The organism is Streptomyces sp. NPDC002793 (assembly GCF_040295485.1).
GTDB lineage: Bacteria > Actinomycetota > Actinomycetes > Streptomycetales > Streptomycetaceae > Streptomyces.
On the sequence record NZ_JBEOVL010000051.1, the window covers coordinates 1 to 17,373 of the forward strand.

14 protein-coding genes and 4 pseudogenes are annotated in these 17,373 nt (G+C 67.6%); 14 read left to right on the forward strand and 4 right to left on the reverse strand.

Annotated elements, in window-relative coordinates; all coding sequences use genetic code 11:
* The 5 genes and pseudogenes from ABT001_RS31320 to ABT001_RS31340 form a co-directional block, all read left to right on the forward strand.
* Positions 1–591 (forward strand): annotated as a pseudogene (locus ABT001_RS31320) (protein-L-isoaspartate(D-aspartate) O-methyltransferase); the annotation flags it as partial.
* Positions 592–865: 274 nt separating this feature from the next.
* Positions 866–1,213 carry a hypothetical protein gene (locus ABT001_RS31325; RefSeq protein WP_351284604.1) on the forward strand — a complete coding sequence of 116 codons (348 nt, stop codon included), beginning with the start codon at positions 866–868 and terminating at the stop codon, positions 1,211–1,213.
* 216 nt (positions 1,214–1,429) lie between these two features.
* Positions 1,430–1,813 (forward strand): annotated as a pseudogene (locus ABT001_RS31330) (hypothetical protein); the annotation flags it as partial.
* A 371-nt stretch (positions 1,814–2,184) separates the two neighbouring features.
* On the forward strand, positions 2,185–2,466 hold the full coding sequence (locus ABT001_RS31335) for a hypothetical protein (protein ID WP_351284607.1): 282 nt from the start codon (positions 2,185–2,187) through the stop codon (positions 2,464–2,466).
* 117 nt (positions 2,467–2,583) lie between these two features.
* Complete coding sequence (locus tag ABT001_RS31340; protein WP_351284610.1) at positions 2,584–2,865, forward strand: hypothetical protein; 282 nt, start codon at positions 2,584–2,586, stop codon at positions 2,863–2,865.
* A 333-nt stretch (positions 2,866–3,198) separates the two neighbouring features.
* Here the strand turns inward: ABT001_RS31340 and ABT001_RS31345 are convergent, their stop codons facing one another.
* Complete coding sequence (locus ABT001_RS31345) at positions 3,199–4,353, reverse strand: oxygenase MpaB family protein (protein ID WP_351284612.1); 1,155 nt, start codon at positions 4,351–4,353, stop codon at positions 3,199–3,201.
* 496 nt (positions 4,354–4,849) lie between these two features.
* Between ABT001_RS31345 and ABT001_RS31350 the strand changes: the two genes are divergently transcribed.
* Together ABT001_RS31350 and ABT001_RS31355 are read left to right on the forward strand one after the other, a co-directional pair.
* Complete coding sequence (locus tag ABT001_RS31350) at positions 4,850–5,443, forward strand: RICIN domain-containing protein (protein WP_351284614.1); 594 nt, start codon at positions 4,850–4,852, stop codon at positions 5,441–5,443.
* Positions 5,444–6,061: 618 nt separating this feature from the next.
* The gene (locus ABT001_RS31355) at positions 6,062–7,735 is read left to right on the forward strand and encodes a hydroxysqualene dehydroxylase (RefSeq protein WP_351284615.1); all 1,674 of its coding nucleotides are present in this window, start codon (positions 6,062–6,064) and stop codon (positions 7,733–7,735) included.
* Here ABT001_RS31355 and ABT001_RS31360 read toward each other — a convergent pair.
* The gene (locus ABT001_RS31360; RefSeq protein ID WP_351284617.1) at positions 7,719–8,621 is read right to left on the reverse strand and encodes a polyprenyl synthetase family protein; all 903 of its coding nucleotides are present in this window, start codon (positions 8,619–8,621) and stop codon (positions 7,719–7,721) included. The genes ABT001_RS31355 and ABT001_RS31360 overlap by 17 nt on opposite strands.
* 272 nt (positions 8,622–8,893) lie before the next feature.
* Here ABT001_RS31360 and ABT001_RS31365 point away from each other — a divergent pair, with 272 nt between their 5' ends.
* The gene (locus tag ABT001_RS31365; RefSeq protein WP_351284618.1) at positions 8,894–9,142 is read left to right on the forward strand and encodes a hypothetical protein; all 249 of its coding nucleotides are present in this window, start codon (positions 8,894–8,896) and stop codon (positions 9,140–9,142) included.
* Between the two features lie 185 nt (positions 9,143–9,327).
* On the opposite strand, the gene ABT001_RS31370 is transcribed toward ABT001_RS31365, so the two are convergent.
* Positions 9,328–10,239 carry a LysR family transcriptional regulator gene (locus ABT001_RS31370; protein ID WP_351284620.1) on the reverse strand — a complete coding sequence of 304 codons (912 nt, stop codon included), beginning with the start codon at positions 10,237–10,239 and terminating at the stop codon, positions 9,328–9,330.
* Positions 10,240–10,407: 168 nt separating this feature from the next.
* Here ABT001_RS31370 and ABT001_RS31375 point away from each other — a divergent pair, with 168 nt between their 5' ends.
* Both ABT001_RS31375 and ABT001_RS31380 read left to right on the forward strand, forming a co-directional pair.
* The gene (locus tag ABT001_RS31375) at positions 10,408–11,235 is read left to right on the forward strand and encodes an EamA family transporter (protein WP_502967553.1); all 828 of its coding nucleotides are present in this window, start codon (positions 10,408–10,410) and stop codon (positions 11,233–11,235) included.
* Between the two features lie 118 nt (positions 11,236–11,353).
* A pseudogene (locus tag ABT001_RS31380) lies at positions 11,354–11,734 on the forward strand (NAD(P)H-dependent oxidoreductase); the annotation flags it as partial.
* 149 nt (positions 11,735–11,883) lie between these two features.
* Here the strand turns inward: ABT001_RS31380 and ABT001_RS31385 are convergent.
* Positions 11,884–12,483 (reverse strand): TetR/AcrR family transcriptional regulator, encoded by a 600-nt coding sequence (locus ABT001_RS31385; protein ID WP_351284623.1) that lies wholly within the window; start codon positions 12,481–12,483, stop codon positions 11,884–11,886.
* Positions 12,484–12,692: 209 nt separating this feature from the next.
* Between ABT001_RS31385 and ABT001_RS31390 the strand changes: the two genes are divergently transcribed.
* The 4 genes and pseudogenes from ABT001_RS31390 (at position 12,693) to ABT001_RS31405 (ending at position 17,322) form a co-directional block, all read left to right on the forward strand.
* Positions 12,693–14,042: an epoxide hydrolase family protein gene (locus tag ABT001_RS31390; protein WP_351284625.1), complete on the forward strand. Its 1,350-nt coding sequence runs from the start codon at positions 12,693–12,695 to the stop codon at positions 14,040–14,042.
* A 735-nt stretch (positions 14,043–14,777) separates the two neighbouring features.
* Entirely contained in the window at positions 14,778–16,145 is a 1,368-nt protein-coding gene (gene istA, locus ABT001_RS31395; RefSeq protein ID WP_502967552.1) for an IS21 family transposase, read from the forward strand.
* A pseudogene (gene istB, locus ABT001_RS31400) lies at positions 16,142–16,911 on the forward strand (IS21-like element helper ATPase IstB). The gene istA and the pseudogene istB overlap by 4 nt, the downstream one beginning before the upstream one ends.
* Before the next feature lie 66 nt (positions 16,912–16,977).
* Complete coding sequence (locus ABT001_RS31405) at positions 16,978–17,322, forward strand: hypothetical protein (RefSeq protein WP_351284627.1); 345 nt, start codon at positions 16,978–16,980, stop codon at positions 17,320–17,322.
* The last annotated feature ends 51 nt before the right edge of the window (positions 17,323–17,373 follow it).

Below are 17,373 nucleotides of genomic sequence, written 5' to 3' on the forward strand. Positions count from 1 at the left end.
TCGACCGTGTCCGTGCGCCCGATCCCGCAGTCGTGGCTGGCCGCCCTCAAGCCAGGCGGACGCCTGGTCACGACCATCGCCGGCACCGGGCTGATCGTCACCGCCGACAAGACCGCGGACGGAGGCGCCGTCGGCCGGATCGAGCCTGACCCCGCCGGCTTCATGCGCACCCGCCACGGCGACGACTACGTTTTCCCCACCAGCAAGGTGTGGGAACAGGCATGGGAAGCCGAAGGGGAAGACACCGAACTCTGCCGATACCCCCTGCTCTACCCGACGGACTCCTGGGAAGTCATGTCGATGCTCGCCCTCCAGGTCCCCGGCATCGACTACCGGTTGCGTGAGGACGGCGACGAGCGCACCGTGTGGCTGCTGCACCCTGACGGCTCATGGGCCCGAGCCACGGCAACGGACTCCCTCGGTGAGCCGGTTGTTCACCAGAGCGGTCCTCGCCGCCTGTGGCGCGAGCTCCAGCGAGTACGCAACAGGCTCAACCGCGAGGGCACCCTCCCCGTCTACGGGGCCCGGGTCACCATCACCCCGGACGGCACCACCACCCTGACGCGCGGCACTTGGTCCCAGACTTTGTAGCCGCATCTCACCGGCGCCCCACAGCGGCGCTCTCTCCAGCCCCAGGCCCTGGACCACGCGCGATACCCAAGCAAGGCCGTCGCGTGGCCCGGGGCCTGGCCCTCCCTGCCCACAACAAGAAGAAGGGAGCCCCACAGATGGACAACATCACCGCCGGTCGCCCCTGCTGACCCGCTGATCCACCCGAAGCGTGGGGGCGACACCGCCGGTGCGTGGTGCCGCCCCCACCCAGCAGTGAGGACATGATGAGGATCCGCAGACCGAGACGAAGACCATGCATGGAACGGCCGACGGCCAGAAGGCATGCCTCCGCCATTGCCTGACGTACACGGCCACGCAGGCGATCGTGGTCGGGGCCGGTGCACGCGCCCTGGGCATCCGCGTTCACCCCGCGGCGGCCGCAGCGGCGCTCGCGGTTTCCTTCGGTACCCACTACGCCGCGGACCATCGGGTGCCCGGCAAGGGTCTCCTGGAGAAGCTCGCCACACGGGCCGGCTCGGGGGGTTTCTACCAGCTGGCCTCACACGGATTGAACGGCGCTTTCCAGCTGGATTCCGCGTGGCACCACGGTTGGGAAACGGTCGCCGCTCTCATCGCGACCACCAAGGCGACCACCCGGTGACCAGCCGCTCCCCTACCCGCCTGGACCGCGTTCCCTCCGGGACCGGCATGGCCGCGCCCTCCAGCAGGTGCACGACGGCTTCACCCACGAGGGCACCGAACCCACCCCCGCCACCTACTTCACTCCCCCGGCCCCAGCCTGCCGCCGACGGGCTGCCTGATCAATCAGCCGACGCCGGCACAACCGACCCGCATCAACCAGTAGAAGGAGCTCCCCATGCCACACCAGTCGTTACACACCCCTGAGCGGCAGCTCGTCGCCGCGAAGCGAGGCCTTGGCCTGCCGGTCGTCGTCGCGATCTGCGGCTCCACCCGCTTCATGGAGCAGATGGTCGAAGCTGACCTGCAGGAGACCGCCGCCAAACGGATCGTGGTCAAGCCGGGCTGCGACCTGAAGAAGCCGCACCTGCTGTGGGCGGACCCTGACCGGGCCGAGCGACTCAAGGAGGACCTGGACGAGCTGCACCGGGCGAAGATCCGCCTGGCTGATGAGGTTCTGGTCGTCGGTGACTACATCGGGGATTCCACCCGTTCCGAGATCCGCTACGCCCGGGCCCTCGGACTGTGGGTCCGGTTCACCCACCCGGAGGTCGACCCGGATCCCGTGACCCTGCCCGAGTCCACATACGAACTGCGCATCGTCGGCTCCACCGCCTCGATCCCCCTGCCGTCGGTCGTGCCGGCACCCGGTCTGCACGTTTACGAACTGCCGGAACACCTGCGCGATGAAGGGGACGGCGTCGCGAACCCGTGGCGGCTGGGACACCACTCCGGTCTCGCCCTCGCCGCCTTTCCGTGCAAGGAAGACGCGCTGCGCGGCACCCGTGAGATCGCCGACCTGACCGACTGGACGCGCAGCGCCGAAGACATCAGGACCGATCCGTCCTTCGAAGTGGAGGATTACGCCGACTACCTGACGGGGCGCACCAACGCCCTGCTCGTGGCGGCGTCGATGGACCGGAGGGAGCCGGCATGACCATCCCTCTGACGGGCACGACGCCGCCTCTCCCGTCGGACTCGCCCGCGCCCGGGTGGGACGAGGCCGGCTTCCGGTACAGCCGGTGTGGTGCCGATCGCACTGTCGCCACCGAGGACGACTACCTCAAGGTGGTCGGTGCTCACCGTGACGCCCACGCAGTGTGGGACCGTCTCAACTCCATCGAGCGCGACGGGATCGCTTCGATCCTGCGCACCGTCCTCTCCGCGCCGGATCTTGCTGCGGAGCTCCTGGCCCTTGCGGACGGAATCCGATGAGCTACCGCGAGCACACCAGCAAGGAGGGCTGGAGCGACTGGGCGCTCGCCCACCTGGCCGTCGACTTCCGCAGCGGGGCCCGCCGGCGGCATCCTAAAAGCGGGGGTGGAACCGCGGATGCGGGAGGAGTTCACCGCCGAGGAGGTGCGCCGGATCGACGCGTACCTGGCCGCAAGCCTGCCGGACACCGACCGCCTGGCCGCGATCGAGAACTGCGCGGCGGACGACGACACGAGGTGGCTGTTCGAGCAGCTCACAATCGCCTGGGACGGGCTGGAGACACTGAGGGACCGGATCGACGACGGCGGCAGCCTGATGAGCAACAGCCATGTCGCCAGCGCCATCGGCTACGTCCGTCGGACCCGCGAAGCCACCGATGCCGGACCGACGGGCCTCTGACGCCGTAGGCAAGGACAGCCCCAGCCGGCTCGGCCGGGGTTGCCCGCTCCCACAGAAAGACAGGAAGGTCGACCCGATGAGTTTCCCGCACCTCCCGGCCGGCGCCTTGTGTGTCCTGGTCGGGCCGCCTGGCTGCGGCAAGTCCACTCTCGCCGCTCGTTGGCCGGACAGCTGGCGTGTGTGTCTGGACCGATTCCGTGAGCTCGCCACCGACGCCTTCTCTGTCAAGTTCAGCGTGTCGAGCTGAACTGGGGCACGTGAGGAGCCGCAGCCGCCAAGCGCACGGTGCTCCGGTGCGCTTGGCGGTTCTATTAGGAGGGTGGGAGTCGGGGGTCAGCGGTTGTCGTTGAGTTCCTGGTGCATCTGGGGCTGGTCGTCCTGGTCGTGGGTGAGCGCGTACTGCTCGATCTCGTTGAAGGCCTTCGAGGCGACTCCCAGGAGGTCCTTGTAGGGGTTGACGCCGACGGTCCGCTGGGCAGCTCCGCCGAAGAGACCGCCGGCCGTTCCGCTGACGAGGCCGTGGCCCGCGGCGAGCGGCTTGCCCACGAGGTCGAGGGGGCTCTTGGGCAAGCCGGCCATGTCCGCGTACTTGTCGGTGAGCGCTACGCGGGTCAGCGCGATGTAGGCGTCACTGGCTCCGGGCTTCAGAAGGTCGCGGTAGAACTTGATGGCCTGGGCGGTCATGAAGACACCGTCGTCGGTCTTCTTCCACTCCGTCTCCCGCTCCTGGTTCCACAGCCGCTCGGCCTCGTCGGCGTCCTTGGGCAGCTGCCACTTCTCCGGCGTGCCGAGGTAGTGGTTGACGTAGTGCCAGGCGCACATGAAGCCGCGGGCGTCGTCGGCGGAGACGTCGATGCCGAGGTTCCTCATGCCCTGGAGGATCTGGGTGCTGAATACGCAGGCTGCGCCGGTGGTGTATTTCTGGGAGACCGGCTCGCCCCACTTGTCGTAGTTCCACTGGCCGCTCTGCTTGTGCAGTTGCCGAACCGAGGCGTGCACGAGGCGCACCTTCGTCACGGTGGCGGCCAGGGTCCCGTCGCGCATGGCGTTCTTGTTGCCCATGTCGATGAACAGGCGAGAGGACTGCGACAGCCTTCGGCCCGGTCCCTCGACACCTCCCAGGCGGCCGGTGGAGCGCAGGGTGAATGCCCCGGTGGGTGCGAGGTAGGTGCCGATGAGGCCGACGGTGCCTTGCAGCATCGAGGCGGTGCCGTGGTGGTGGCCGAAGAAGCCCTCGGCGACCTTGACGTCTGCCTCGCTCCAGTCCGGCGGCGGGGTAGCTGCCTCTCGCAGGAACTGGGCCAGCCGATCGGGGAGCAGTGACATATCCGTGTCGGGTTTGAGCGTTCCGATCGTCCGGAACAGGGCGTTGACCCCGTCGACCTCCTTGTTCTCGAGGAGGTCGGTCACCAGCGAGTCAGCCGCAGGATCCCCGACCTTGTTCGCAGCCTCCAACTCAGCTGCAACCGTCGCCGCTGTCAACGCCATATCAATACTCCTTGGCATTCATCCGATTGACCGTGCAATGGGTGACCTGCGCACAGACGTGCTCCCGCCCAGGGGGCGTTCTTCGTGCTGCGCGAGAAGACCCTGGATTGCCGCTCTCGCAAAGGGAGGCCCATCGTGCGGGCTGCTCGATGGGCATGGACGGGAGGGGCTCGTGCGGCAGGATCACTTCACTTCGATCTTGCCGCAATCGTCGTCGCGAATTGGTCACCCAATAGGAGTAAGGGGGCGTGCGCCCCGCGTGATTCAGAGAGTGCGCGGAGACTGTCGTTTCGGTCGGTTGCGTGTTGCGCTGCCCGTGTTACCAGGCCGCAGCCAGGCGACGACCGGTCGACGAAGCCCCTTCAGCGGGTGACGTCCATATGTCTTCTTCCAGGCCGCGGTGGCACGGCCCGTACCAGCTCTCCGTCCGCTGTGGAGGGCTCCGAGCCGGACAGCGGTACCGGTTCACCCCGGATAGCTGGTTCTCCTCGATCGAGTGGTCATCTCCCGAAAAAACGGTTTGGCACAAATCTGGTCCGCCAAGATCGCCCGCATGACTATCCGTCGCTGGGCCGCTGCTGCGGCCGCCATCATTTCCGTCGCAGTCCTGACAGGGTCCGCTCAAGCCGCACCCACCGCCGCCCCCGTCCCCTCGGGGCCTGTTGTCATCACCAACGACGCCCACACCAACTACCTGATCCCTGACGACACGGTCGGCAACGCCGGCACTTTCCTTCAGGTCTACTACCGGCACGACCATCCCTTCTCGCGCACATTCCAGTTCGAGCAGGTGAACGGGCGTCCCGGAATCTTCCACTGGAAGAGCGCCCGAACCGGGAACTGCGCCGATGCCAGGGCCGGAGAGCCGGGGGGCTCGGTGTACCTGGCTGCGTGCACGACGAACAAGTCCCAGTGGTGGATCCTCAGGTCCACCGACGAGAGCCCTGCACGGTGGGTTCTGTCGCCCTTCCTGAACGAGGATGTTGCTGTAACCGGCCTGTTCGGAGATGACAACTACGCACCGCTGCGTGAATTGCCCAACCCGAACTCTCCGACCACTTCGCAGATGTGGCACTTCACCCGGCAGTGATTGCGTTGTCGTTCGGTGCTGCGTTCCGCGCAGGGCTCCGTCCCGCCTTATGGCAGGGCCCTGCGCGGGAAGCCGGTGGCGGGACGGCACGGTGATCGGCTGCCGGATGTGAGGCGCTGGCGGCACGTGGGATTGGGTCCTGACCTCGAAGTCTCGTGACGGTCCACCGGCAGGGTCGGTGGACCGACTTCGTGCTGTGGGCTGAGGCTGCACAGGCCGAGAGCCCGATTGTCGCCTCGAGGTGGCAAGCCCCTGCGCCAGCCGAGGCGGTCCCCCTTCACCACGTACCTGAGTCGCGGAAGCGACGAGACCTCCGTCGCGGCGAGCCCACCGCACGAGCCCGTAAGCTCGGGCAGGGGCGGCTTTCGGTCGAAACGGTGGTGACGCCGGAGGCCGTCCAGAGCTGTTGCAGCCCACCGAGGCGTGTGCGGTCTGTCGTTGGCCGTGGTGATGTCGAGCGGGCCAAGCCCGGGGCGCTAAACCGCCGGGGGCTGAGAGGGGAGGCCCCGTCCGTGACGCAAAGCAGATCAATGATCTACTCGTCGTCACTGGGCGGAGAGGGGCCCGCTGTCGCTGGAGGCCCCGGTAGAGGATGTGGTGGTGTCAGTGGGGCGGGGCTTGCAAGTCGCGGTGCTGGGTGGTGGCGTGGCCGGGCTGACGGCGGCGATGGAGCTGGCCGAGCGCGGCTTCGAGGTGACGGTGGTGGAACCAACCGGTTGGGGTGGCAAGGCCCGCAGTGCGTGGGTGCCGGGGACCGGCAGAGGCGGGCGGTTGGACCTGCCCAGTGAGCACGGGTTTAGGTTCTTCCCTGGGTTCTACCGGAGTCTGCCGGACACGCTGCGCCGTATTCCGGTCGACGGCAGCGCGGAAGGGGTGGCGGGGAATCTGCGGGAGGCGACGCAGATGCTTTCCGCGCGCTCGGGGCGGGTGGGTGAGCGGGTCACGGATGTGTCCGTGGCTGCGGGGGCTCGGACTCCGATGGAGTTCCTGCGTGCTGTCGGGTTGGAGGCGGGGGGCAAGGGGCTGACGAGCGAGGAGTTACTGTACTTCGCGAACCGGATGCTTGTCTACATGACCAGCAGTGACGAGCGGCGGCTGGGCCAGTGGGAATCGACCTCGTGGTGGGACTTCGCCGCGGCCGACGGCGCGTCCGAGGAGTACATCAAGGCGTGTGTGGTGGGGGCGACCCGCACGGTGGTCGCGGCACGGGCCGAGGTCTGCAGTGCGCATACGGTCGGTGGGTTCCTGGAGGCTTTCAGTTACGGGTTCCTGGGCCGGGGCGAGGAACTGCAGCCGGCGGACCGGGTCCTCAACGGCCCCACCAGCACCGCCTGGATCGACCCATGGATCCGTCATCTGGCGTCCCTGGGGGTGCGGCTGGAACTGGGATGGGGGGTCGAGCGGCTGGCCTTGAGCGGTCGCCGTGTCACCGGGGCTGAGATACGCGGCCCGCGCGGTCGGCGACGGGAGCTGGAAGCTGACTGGTTTGTCTGCGCGCTGCCGCTCCATCGCGTCGGCGCGCTGCTGGACCGCGGGCTGGCGGAGGCCGACGTTGAGCTCAAGAGTGTGACGGGCTTGCAGACGGACTGGATGGTCGGCATGCAGTTCTACCTGACCCAGCCGGTGCCCGTCACCCATGGCCATGTCCTGTTCCTGGACTCGCCCTGGGCGCTCACCTCGATCAGCCAGGCCCAGTTCTGGGACTGTGACTTCCCGGCCACCTACGGCGACGGAGCGGTGGCCGACTGCCTGTCGGTGGACATCTCCTCCTGGGACACCCCGGGCATCCTGTACGGCAAACCGGCCCGTGAGTGCAGCCGGGCGCAGATCGCTGCCGAGGTCTGGGCTCAGCTGTGCGACGGGCTCAACGCAGTGGGTCGTACCCGGCTGCACGAGGGGTTGCTGCACTCGTGGGAGCTGGATCCGGCGGTGCGGAACCTTGACGGGGCGGGGCCGGCCGTCAATGACGAGCCGCTGCTGATCAACACCACCGATTCCTGGGCGGCGCGCCCGCGGGCGGTGACGGCGGCAGCGAACCTGTTCATGGCCGGGGACTACGTGCGCTCCCCCGTGAACCTGGCGACGATGGAAGGCGCGAACCAGGCCGCCCGCCTCGCCGTGAACGCCCTGCTGGAGGCGGCCGGTGGCGCCGGGGTTCCCGCGCCCGTGCACGCCCTGCACCAGCCCGGGGAACTGCGCAGGCTCAAGGAGGTGGACGCCGAGCTGTTCGGTCAGGGCCGCGCTCACATCATGGACGGGCTGGCGCCCTGGAAGGTCAGTGCACGCGTCTGATCACGACCGTGCACAGCGCTTCGAGGTCTTCGAGAGCTTCGGGCAGTGCTGTGAGGTGGTGCAGCCGGTCGCGGGCGGCTGTCGCGTGGTGGGCGGCGCGGTCGCTGGTCCAGCTGCGCCCGCCCGCCTCTTCGACCAGGCGGGCGAGGTCGGCCGTATCGCCCCCGGTCTGCGCGTAGAGGCGGGCGAGTTCGTCGCCGGCGGGGGTCCGGGAGCTCAGCGCGGCGACCACGGGCACCGACATCTTGCGGTTCTTCAGATCGTTGAAGACGGGCTTTCCCGTCACGGCCGGGTCGCCCCAGATACCGAGTAAGTCGTCCACGAGCTGGAAGGCCATGCCGAGGTCGTGCCCGAACTCTGCCCACTGGACGGAGACGGCCGGGTCGGCGCCTCCGTAGAGGGCACCCAGGCGGCAGGCGCAGGCGAAGAGTGAGGCCGTTTTGCCTGAGACCATCTCCAGACACTCCGCCAAGGTCACCTGGGTCCGGCCTTCGAAGACCAGGTCCAGGCTCTCGCCGACGGCCAGTTGGATCAGCACGTCCACCAGGGCGGCCGATGCCTCACGCGCCACCGGCCCGTCCGGCCCCTCGGTCTCCGACAGGATGTCGAACGCGGTCAGCATCATGGCGTCCGCGGACCGGGCTGCGGACGACGGGCCGAAGACCTGCCACGCGGCCGCCCGGTGGCGTCGCACCGTGTCACCGTCCAGGACATCGTCGTAGAGCAGCGACAGGTTGTGCACCATCTCCACCGCCGCGGCCGCCGGCACCGCCCGCCGGTCCGCACCTCCCACCGCACGCGCACACGCCAGAGTCAGGGCAGCACGCACGTACTTACCGCCCTGCCGTGCCCCCTCCCCCGACCAGCCGAACTGATAGGCAGCCACCTCAGCGGCAGGCCCCTCAAGCGACCCCATCCACCGCCGCAACTGTCCTTCGCAAGCATCGCCCGCGCTGCGCAACACCTCATCGACCGCGCCCACCGTCAAGCCCCCCTATCGTCAGCTCCACACGAAACCATGCGCCTCTCTGCCCCGGCTGTCGGCGGGCAGGATTCCTCCAGGGGTCCATCATGGTGGGCCCGGCCGGTACATATCCTCGCCGCTGCCCCGGCGGTACGGTCGGGCGGGCACGAGAGGCGTCAGAAATTCTGCTGCCCATGAATGAACCACGACCCACCAGCACGTCCGGCAATCTCGGTCTCTCGCGACGGCTGGTCCCCATGACCGGCCGTGACCCGGAAGAGCACGGACGGACGGCCTCGCCGATGGTGCTACTTTTCGACCTTACCTTCGTGGTCGCCGTCGGCACGGCGGCGTTCCAGTTCGCTGAGATGGTCGCTGAAGGGCGCTACAACCCCTTCTTCGCCGAGGACTTGGAGAAGCTGGGGTGCAAGTATCAGCAGTGAGCTCGCTCGCGGTCGCTGTGTCTCTGTCGGTAAGGGATATGGCCGAAAGGCGGGCCGAAGAGGCAGTTAGTTGATCTTGAATCCCTGACGCGGCCGACTGAACGGTTTGCAGAGAAAGGTGGTCTCGCCGACGGGAGAACACGCTGGGGCCTCGCGTGCGGCAGCCTTGCGATTCCCAGAAGCGGTCATTCATCCGAGTTGGCCGGGACGCGGCGGCTCTTGCGGTAGCCGTAGAGGTCGATAGCGAGAGCGACTGCGGCGTGAGTGGCGGGGTGGGGGTCGTGCCTGCGCCAGATGAAGTGAACGGGAACGGAATCGGTGTCGCGCAATGGACGGTAGGCGATGCCGTCGCGCCGGTACTGGGCTGCGGTGGCCTGGGGGGTGATGCCGACGCAGAGGCCGGTGGCGATGACGGCGAGCCAGTCGTCGATGTCGTGGGTGTACTCGACGGCGGGCCGTTCGCCTTCGGGCCACAGGTCCAGGGTGGTGGTGCCGGTGCGGCGGTCGATGGCGAGGGCGCGGCCGGTGATCTCGCCCATGCGGATACTGCGGCGGCGGGCCCAGGGGTCGTCGGAGGCGAGAGCCACGTAGCGGTGTTCGTGGCCGACGAGGGCGTGTGACCAGGGCTTGAGGTCGAGAGGGGCGCGGATGACCGCGAGGTCGCAGAGGCCCTCGGCGAGCCCGCCGGTAGAGGAGTTGTGGCGGATGAGCCGGAGTTCGGTCTCGGGGTGGCTTTGGTGCCAGCGGCGCTGGAATTCGGTGGTGTGGCGGCCGAAAGCGGACCAGGCGTGGCCGATGTGCAGGCGACTGTGGCCCGTGGAGGCTTCGGTGACGAGTTCCTCGGCGCCGGACAGCAGTGAGCGGGCGCGGGCAAGCGCCTGTACGCCCGCGGTGGTGGGAGTGATCGTGTGGCTGGTGCGGTGCAGCAGCCGCACCCCGAGGATCTTTTCGAGGGCGAGCAGGTTCCGGGAGACGGCTGCCTGGGAGATGCCCAGCTCGATGCCGGCGTCCGTGAAGCTGCCGGTGTCGACGATGGCTACCAGGCACCGCAGGTGCTTCAGCTCCAGCGATGCCGCCCCGTTCTGCGTCTCGTCCATGCATCCAGCGTATAGGTGAGTGTGTGGATGCATTTTGCGTATACCAATGGTGTGCTCATCGTGGAGGCCATGAAGCTCGATTCCTCCCCCGTCGCATCGCCCCGGGGCACCGCAGTCGACGGGACCGCCTCTTCCCAGGGGGCGGGGCGCGGGGCCGGGGTGGCGCTGATGCTGGGCAGCGGCCTGTCCAACCAGACGGGGGCCTCGATCGCGGCGCTGGCGTTCCCGGTGCTCGGGCCGGTCGGGGTGGTGGCGGTGCGCCAGTGGGTGGCGGCCGTGGTGCTCGGGGCGGTCGGCCGACCGCGGCTGCGGCACTTCACCGCGGCGCAGTGGCGTCCCGTGCTGGGCCTGGCGCTGGTGTTCGCGGCGATGAACCTGTCCCTGTACGCGGCGATCGAGCGGATCGGGCTCGGGCTGGCCGTCACGCTGGAGTTCCTCGGCCCGCTGGCCGTGGCCCTGGCCGGCTCCCGGCGCCGTGTCGACCTGGTCGCCGCGGTGGCGGCTGCCGCAGCGGTCGTGGTCCTCACGCGCCCCACCCCCTCCACCGACTATCTGGGCATCGGCCTGGCTCTGCTGGCCGCGGCATGCTGGGCCTGTTACATCCTGCTCAACCGAACCGTCGGGGCCCGCCTGCCCGGCCTGGAAGGCTCGGCCGCCGCGGCGGCCGTCTCCGGTGCCCTCTACCTGCCCATCGGCGGGTGGGTGCTATGGCACCACCCGCCCACGGCCACAGCGCTGGGCTGTGCGCTGGCCGCCGGGGTGCTCTCCTCCGCGGTGCCGTTCCTGGCCGATCTGCTGGCGCTGCGCCGCATCCCGGCACACTTCTTCGGCGTGTTCATGAGCGTGAACCCCGTCTTCGCGGCCCTGGCCGGCCTCACCCTCCTCGGACAGCAGCTCGATGCCCTCGCCTGGCTCGCCATTGCCATGATCGTCGGCGCGAACACCGCCACCGTTTCCACCGCACAGCGTCCCACCACCCACCGGAGTACGACGTGAAGGTCCTCATCGTCCACGCCCACCCCGAGCCCGCTTCCTTCAACGCCGCCCTGAAGGACACGGCCGTGGCCACCCTCACCGCACACGGCACGAGGTGAAGGTCAGCGACCTGTACGCGATGGGCTTCAAGGCGACCCCGGACGCCGACGACTTCACCGCGGCCCGCAAGGACCCCGACCGGCTCCGTATCGACATGGAACAGGAGCACCAGCACGTGACCGGCACCTTCCCGCCCGACGTGGCCACCAAGCAGGCCAAGGTGGAGTGGTGCGACCTGATGATCTTCCAGTTCCCGATCTGGTGGTTCTCCATGCCCGCCATCCTCAAGGGCTGGGTCGAGCGCGTCATGGCCCCCGGCTTCACCTACGGCGGCGGACGCAAACACGCCAAAGGCGTCTTCCTTGGCCGCAAGGCCATGGTCTGCTGCACCACCGGAACCGCCGCCGACACCTACGCCCCCGACGGCATCGAAGGTGACATCCGACATCTCCTCTGGCCGGTCAACAACGGGATCTTCCAGTACATGGGCTTCACACCAATGCCCCCTTTCACCGCCTTCGCGCCCCGCCTGGTCTTGGCGGGGTGGGGTGCGGTGTCGATGTCGTGTCCGGAGCAGGACGATCCGCGGCTCCGCTCGAGCGCTGCGGGTCAGGGATGGTCGCCCACGAGAGCAGTCGCGCGCGCCTCGGGAACTCCCAGCATCAGCAGGCTCGTGATCGTCGCTGCTCGGGCGCCGAGGGTCCCGTTCGACAGGTCGCCGTCCGCGATGCTGAACACGACGCCGTAGGCAACCTGGCTCAGAATGCCCGCCGGCAGGTGCTGTGCGAACACGTCGCTGTCCTGGCCCCGTTGCACGAGGTCGGCGAGGAGCTCGTCGACTGGCCCGAGCAGGCCGTGGATCGCCTCGCCGTACTCGCCACGGCGCAGCGCCAGCAGCACTCGGTACCGGTGCGCCACCGGCCAGAGGCGGGCGATGAATTCGGCCCACGCCGCGTCCGCTCCTGCGTCGGAGGCGTTGACTTCGGTGAGCACGGCTGTCATCTCGGTGACGGCCCGTTCCGTGAGTGTCCGAACCAGGTCGAGGCGCGAGGGGAAGTGGCCATAGACGGTGCGACGGACGACGCCGGCAGCGGAGGCGATGTCGCCCATGCCGGCGTCGGGGTTCTCTCCCAGCAGGTCGAGGGCGACGTCGAGGATGCGATCGCGTGTCTCGTTCATCGAGCGCACGCGGGAGGACTCGGTAGGCACGACATCATTGTTGCACACCACTGTGCAATGAAGTACATTGCACAGTGGTGTGCAACGGAGCGTCGTGCGGTCCTTCGAAGCCCAGGAGAAGAAGGCGGTCACCCCGAGCGGGACTGAGCGGACCGCGGGCCAACATTGACCACGAGCCCTCGGTCACCACCATTACCGACGAAAACACACCTCGCTGGTTAATCGAAAATCACATCTGCGTGACCGAGCTCACCACGCATTGGTCACACAACTGGCAGGTCAGCGAGGGAATCCAGAACCGTCTGGCCCTCAGGGAAGCAGGTAAGTCAATGGAAAATCTCAGCAGGCGAAAAGCCTTGTCCCGCGGCATCGCACTCGGCCTCGTGGACGTGGCGAACCCCGCCCAGGCGTGGGCGTCGACGGGCTCGGTGACTGGAACCGACGCGGGGACGGCCCTCGTCCGCCCTTTCACCGTCTCGATCCCGAATTCGGAGATCAGCGACCTGAAGCAGCGACTGGCCAGGACTCGATGGCCGGATCCGGAAACGGTGGGCGACTGGTCGCAAGGGGTTCGCGTGGAGAACGCCAGAGCTCTGGTCCACTACTGGCAGCGCGGCTACAAGTGGCAGCGCTTCGAGTCCGAGCTCAATCGCTTCCCTCAATTCCTGACCGAGATTGATGGGCTGGACATCCACTTCATCCATGTCAGGTCCAAGAACCCCAACGCGATGCCGCTGGTACTCACGCACGGATGGCCGGGCTCGATCGTTGAGTTCCTGAAGCTGATCGGCCCGCTGACCGATCCGGTTTCGTTCGGAGGAGACGCCGCCGATTCATTCGACGTCGTCGTCCCGTCCCTCCCCGGGTTCGGGTTCTCCCAGAAGCCCACGGAGACCGGGTGGACCGTATCGCGCATCGCAAGCGCGTGGGTGGAGCTGATGAAGCGTCTCGGCTACACGAGATGGGCCGCGCAAGGCGGCGATTGGGGTGCCGTAGTCACCACCGCCCTCGGGGCCATGCAACCTGAGGGACTTCTCGGAATTCATCTGAACACCCAGTACGCCTTTCCCGCACAGATACCCGACACCTTGTCGCCCGAAGAGCGCTACGCCGTGGAGACCCTCGCCCTCTACACCGACGATCTAGGTGGGTCGAACCACCTTCAGCGCACGAAGCCGGAGACTGTCGGATTCGCCCTGGCGGACTCTCCCGCTGGTCAGGCAGCCTGGATCTACGAGAAGTTCCAGTCCAAGACCGACAACCACGGGCTCGCCGAGGACGCCCTCAGCATGGACGACATGCTCGACGCGATATCCCTCTACTGGTTCACCAACAGCGCAGCGTCGTCCGGTCGCATCTACTGGGAGAATAAATCGGGCACTCTCGCCGGCCCGAAACTGACGCTTCCGGTCGCGGTGACCGTCTTCCCGAAGGACATCCCACGCCTGCCACGAAGCTGGATCGAAGACACCTACAGCAATCTGATCCACTACGGCGAGGCCGACAAGGGCGGGCACTTCGCGGCCTTGGAACAGCCCGAGATCCTGGTCAGCGAAATCCGCACCGGCCTGCGCACCCTTCGTTCCTGACACCAACGCGCGAGCTCAGGAGCGCACGCGCATCACTCGGGCTTCACTGAATCGACCAAAGGCGCTGGGGTGCAGCACGCCTTACCTCAGGCGTGAGGTCCATCACGTTTCCGGGAGGGGGTCGAGTTTCTGGTGGAATCTCGCGACGAGGGCTCCTCGAAACGTACGAGACGCTCGACAACCGCCTTGGCCGCAGCATCATTGAGGCGCGGATCAAACGGGTCCTGCTTGAGGCGGAACATCTCGGAGATGTGGACGGTGTCGCCCGACCGCGCGTAGGTGAACGGCTCGCCGACTTCGGGCGCTGGAGCGGGTGGAGGCGGCTGGAGGTGCCGGCGTCCTCCTTGAAGACGACGGGGTCTTCTATCCCGGCCCCGGCGAGGACGAGGTTCTGGCGGTCGGTCGACTGCTGGTCGACACCCGCTTGTAGACGAGATTGGCCACGCTCTCCCCGGTTCCGTCGGCGCATCGGCCCTCGGGCGTCATCTAATACTTCAGCCGGACTTCGGTGCACGCCGCTGTCACTACACACGGCGTGGTCAGTCCTTCGCGGGACAGGCCTGTCGGCGTACACATGAACGTCCCCACCCGCGTACGGATGAACGTCCCCAGTTCTTGACGTGTTGAGGGGCCGCGTTCGGCACTCTGCTGCATGTCGGTGTGGGTGGCGAAGGGTGGTCGGCGGTGGTCTTGGCTCCACGTCGCTGGTAGGAACTGCGGCGTTTCCGTGGCCTGTTGGAGTCCGGGGCGATGAGCCTGTCGGAAATTTCCAGGGACACCGGGCTGGACCGCAAGACGGTCCGCAAGTACCTCTCGGCGCCGGGGCCGGCCACTCCGCCGCGGCGGTCGACGAACGGGCGGTCGTTGGCGAGAGTGATCGACGAGTTCGCGCCGCTGATCGATTCGATGCTTCGGGCCGAGGTTTTGATGAAGGCCGCGGTCATTCACGAGCGGCTGGCCAGGGAGTACGGGTTCATGGGCAACTATCAGCGGGTCAAGCTCTACGTTCAGGAAGCCCGCCCGAGGGTCGCCGAGGAGCTTGGGATCACGCCGCGGGAACTGGCGGGCATGCACCGCCGGTTCGAGGTGATTCCAGGGGCCCAGGCCCAGGTCGCCTGGGGTGACGAAGGGAAGATCCTCGCGCATATGGGCATCGCGAAGGTCTACTCCTTCCACATGGTCCTTCCGTACTCGCGTGATCCGTTCTGCTGTTTCACCACCAGCCAGGACCTGCGGACATTCTTCGACTGCCACCGGCGGGCGTTCGCGCACTTCGACGGGGCGCCGATGACGATCGTTTACGACCGCACCAAGACCGTGGTCCGCCGCCATGTCGCTCCTGGTGAGGCGGTTCCTCTGCATCCGGAGGCGGCCGGATTCGCCGGCCATTACGACTTCGACATCGACGTGCTGGCTGCCTACCGGCCCACCGGGAAGGGACGGGTCGAACGCCAGGTCTTGATCGTCCGTGATCATGTTCTGTCGGGGCGGTCCTTCTCCTCCATCGAGGAGATGGATGCCGCGTTCACCGCGTGGGTGCCGCACCGGCAGGCTCAGATCCACAAGACGCACCGGGAAGTCATCGGCGAGAGGGCGGCCCGCGATCACGCGGCTCTGCGGCCGTTGCCACCCACCCCGTATCTGGTGGCCGAACGGCATCTACGGCCGGTCGGCAAGGACTGCCTGGTGGCCTTCGGCGGCAACCTCTACTCGGTGCCCGCCCGCAAGGTCCGACCCCGCCAACTGGTCGAGATCCGTGCCACGAAGTCGCAGGTCACGCTGCATTCGACCGTCCCCGATAGCAGCGGCGAGACCTTGTTGGCCATGCACCCGCGGGCGGTCGACCGCGGAGTGCGTGTCGTCGAGCAGAAGCACTGGGTCGGCCTGCCCACCAGCAAGGGGCGCCGGACGACCACCGGCGACATCCCGGTCCAGCCCCGCCAAGGACGTTCCCGCAGTGAGGAATCCGGGCCCCTGCAGGCCCTGTTGAACAAGGCCGCGGCCAGCCGGATCGAGGTCGAGCGCCGACCGTTGTCGGTCGATGACGAGCTGACTGGCACCCGTCCCTTCACCACCCGTTCCCAGAGCAAGGACACGCCTTGAGCGAGCTGACCGGCAATCGCATCCGCACCACGGCCGCCAAGCTCGGCCTGCCCCACCTGGCCGAAGCCGTCAACGAGTACACCCGGCGGGCCGGCGAGGCCAAAGTGGGCTATCTCGACTTCCTTGACCTGGTGCTTTCCGAAGAACTCGCCGTCCGTGACGACCGGCGCTTCCGCAGCGGCCTGAGGACCTCGAAGCTGCCGCACCACAACACGCTGGACGAATACGACTTCTCCTTCCAGCCCGAGCTCGACCCGTGCAAGTTCAAGGACCTCGCGACCCTGTCGTTCATCAAGGCCAAAGCGAACGTGGCCCTGCTCGGGCCGCCAGGAGTCGGCAAGACCCACATCGCCGTCGCGCTGGCGGTCGCGGCCTGCCGGGCCGGCTACTCGATCTACTCACCAGCCTCGACGACATGGTCCGCAACCTCAAGACCGCTGAGGCCGTCGGCAGGGTGACCAGCAAACTCGGCTCCTACCTGCGGCCGAGTGTCCTTGTGGTCGATGAAGTCGGCTACAAGCCCCTGGAGCGAGCCGAGGCGAACCTGGTCTTCCAGGTGATCTCCAAGCGCTACGAGAAGGGCTCGATCATCCTCACCTCGGACAAGACCTTTAGCGAATGGGGCCAGGTTTTCGGCGACGAGGTTCTCGCCACAGCGATCCTCGACCGCCTCCTCCACCACTGCGAAGTAGTCTCCATCAACGGCAACAGCTACCGGCTCAAGAACCGCCTCAAGGCCCTTGAGCGAGAGACCGAAGTGGCCTGACACCTGGGGACATTCGTCTGTACGCAACTGGGGAGCTAAGGCCGTACGTCGACACTCGCCCGCGAAGTGGGCGTCGACCGCACCGCGTTCTACGGCACCCGCCCCTACGCTCACCTCCGCCTTGAGTTCGAACGACGCCTGCAGGCTCTTCACGACGCCGTCGAAATCCCCGATCCCCGCGAAGCCCAGATCGCCCGGCTCAAGGCAGAGGCCACCAAGCTCAAGGAGCGGCTGGCCCAGTCGGAACAGACGATCGACTCACTCACCGACTTCCGCACCCAAGCCCTGGCCCGGCTCGGCGCCCAGCACGAGGAAATCGTCCACCTGCGTCAGACCACGGCCACCGCGAGCCGCGTCGCGCGACTACCCGCAGCCCGATCGTCAACAACAGCCAGTGGGACATGCAGTTGATGCCGCATACCCGACTGGGTGCTGGCCCTCGCCCGGTGACAGTCGGACTTC

Coding starts and splice junctions, on each gene's coding strand:
- ABT001_RS31370 (WP_351284620.1), bottom strand. CDS start 10,239: ATGGACGAGACGCAGAACGGGGCGGCATCGCTGGAGCTGAAGCACCTG.
- ABT001_RS31375 (WP_502967553.1), top strand. CDS start 10,408: ATGCTGGGCAGCGGCCTGTCCAACCAGACGGGGGCCTCGATCGCGGCG.
- ABT001_RS31345 (WP_351284612.1), bottom strand. CDS start 4,353: ATGGCGTTGACAGCGGCGACGGTTGCAGCTGAGTTGGAGGCTGCGAAC.
- ABT001_RS31335 (WP_351284607.1), top strand. CDS start 2,185: ATGACCATCCCTCTGACGGGCACGACGCCGCCTCTCCCGTCGGACTCG.
- ABT001_RS31340 (WP_351284610.1), top strand. CDS start 2,584: ATGCGGGAGGAGTTCACCGCCGAGGAGGTGCGCCGGATCGACGCGTAC.
- ABT001_RS31325 (WP_351284604.1), top strand. CDS start 866: ATGCATGGAACGGCCGACGGCCAGAAGGCATGCCTCCGCCATTGCCTG.
- ABT001_RS31365 (WP_351284618.1), top strand. CDS start 8,894: ATGAATGAACCACGACCCACCAGCACGTCCGGCAATCTCGGTCTCTCG.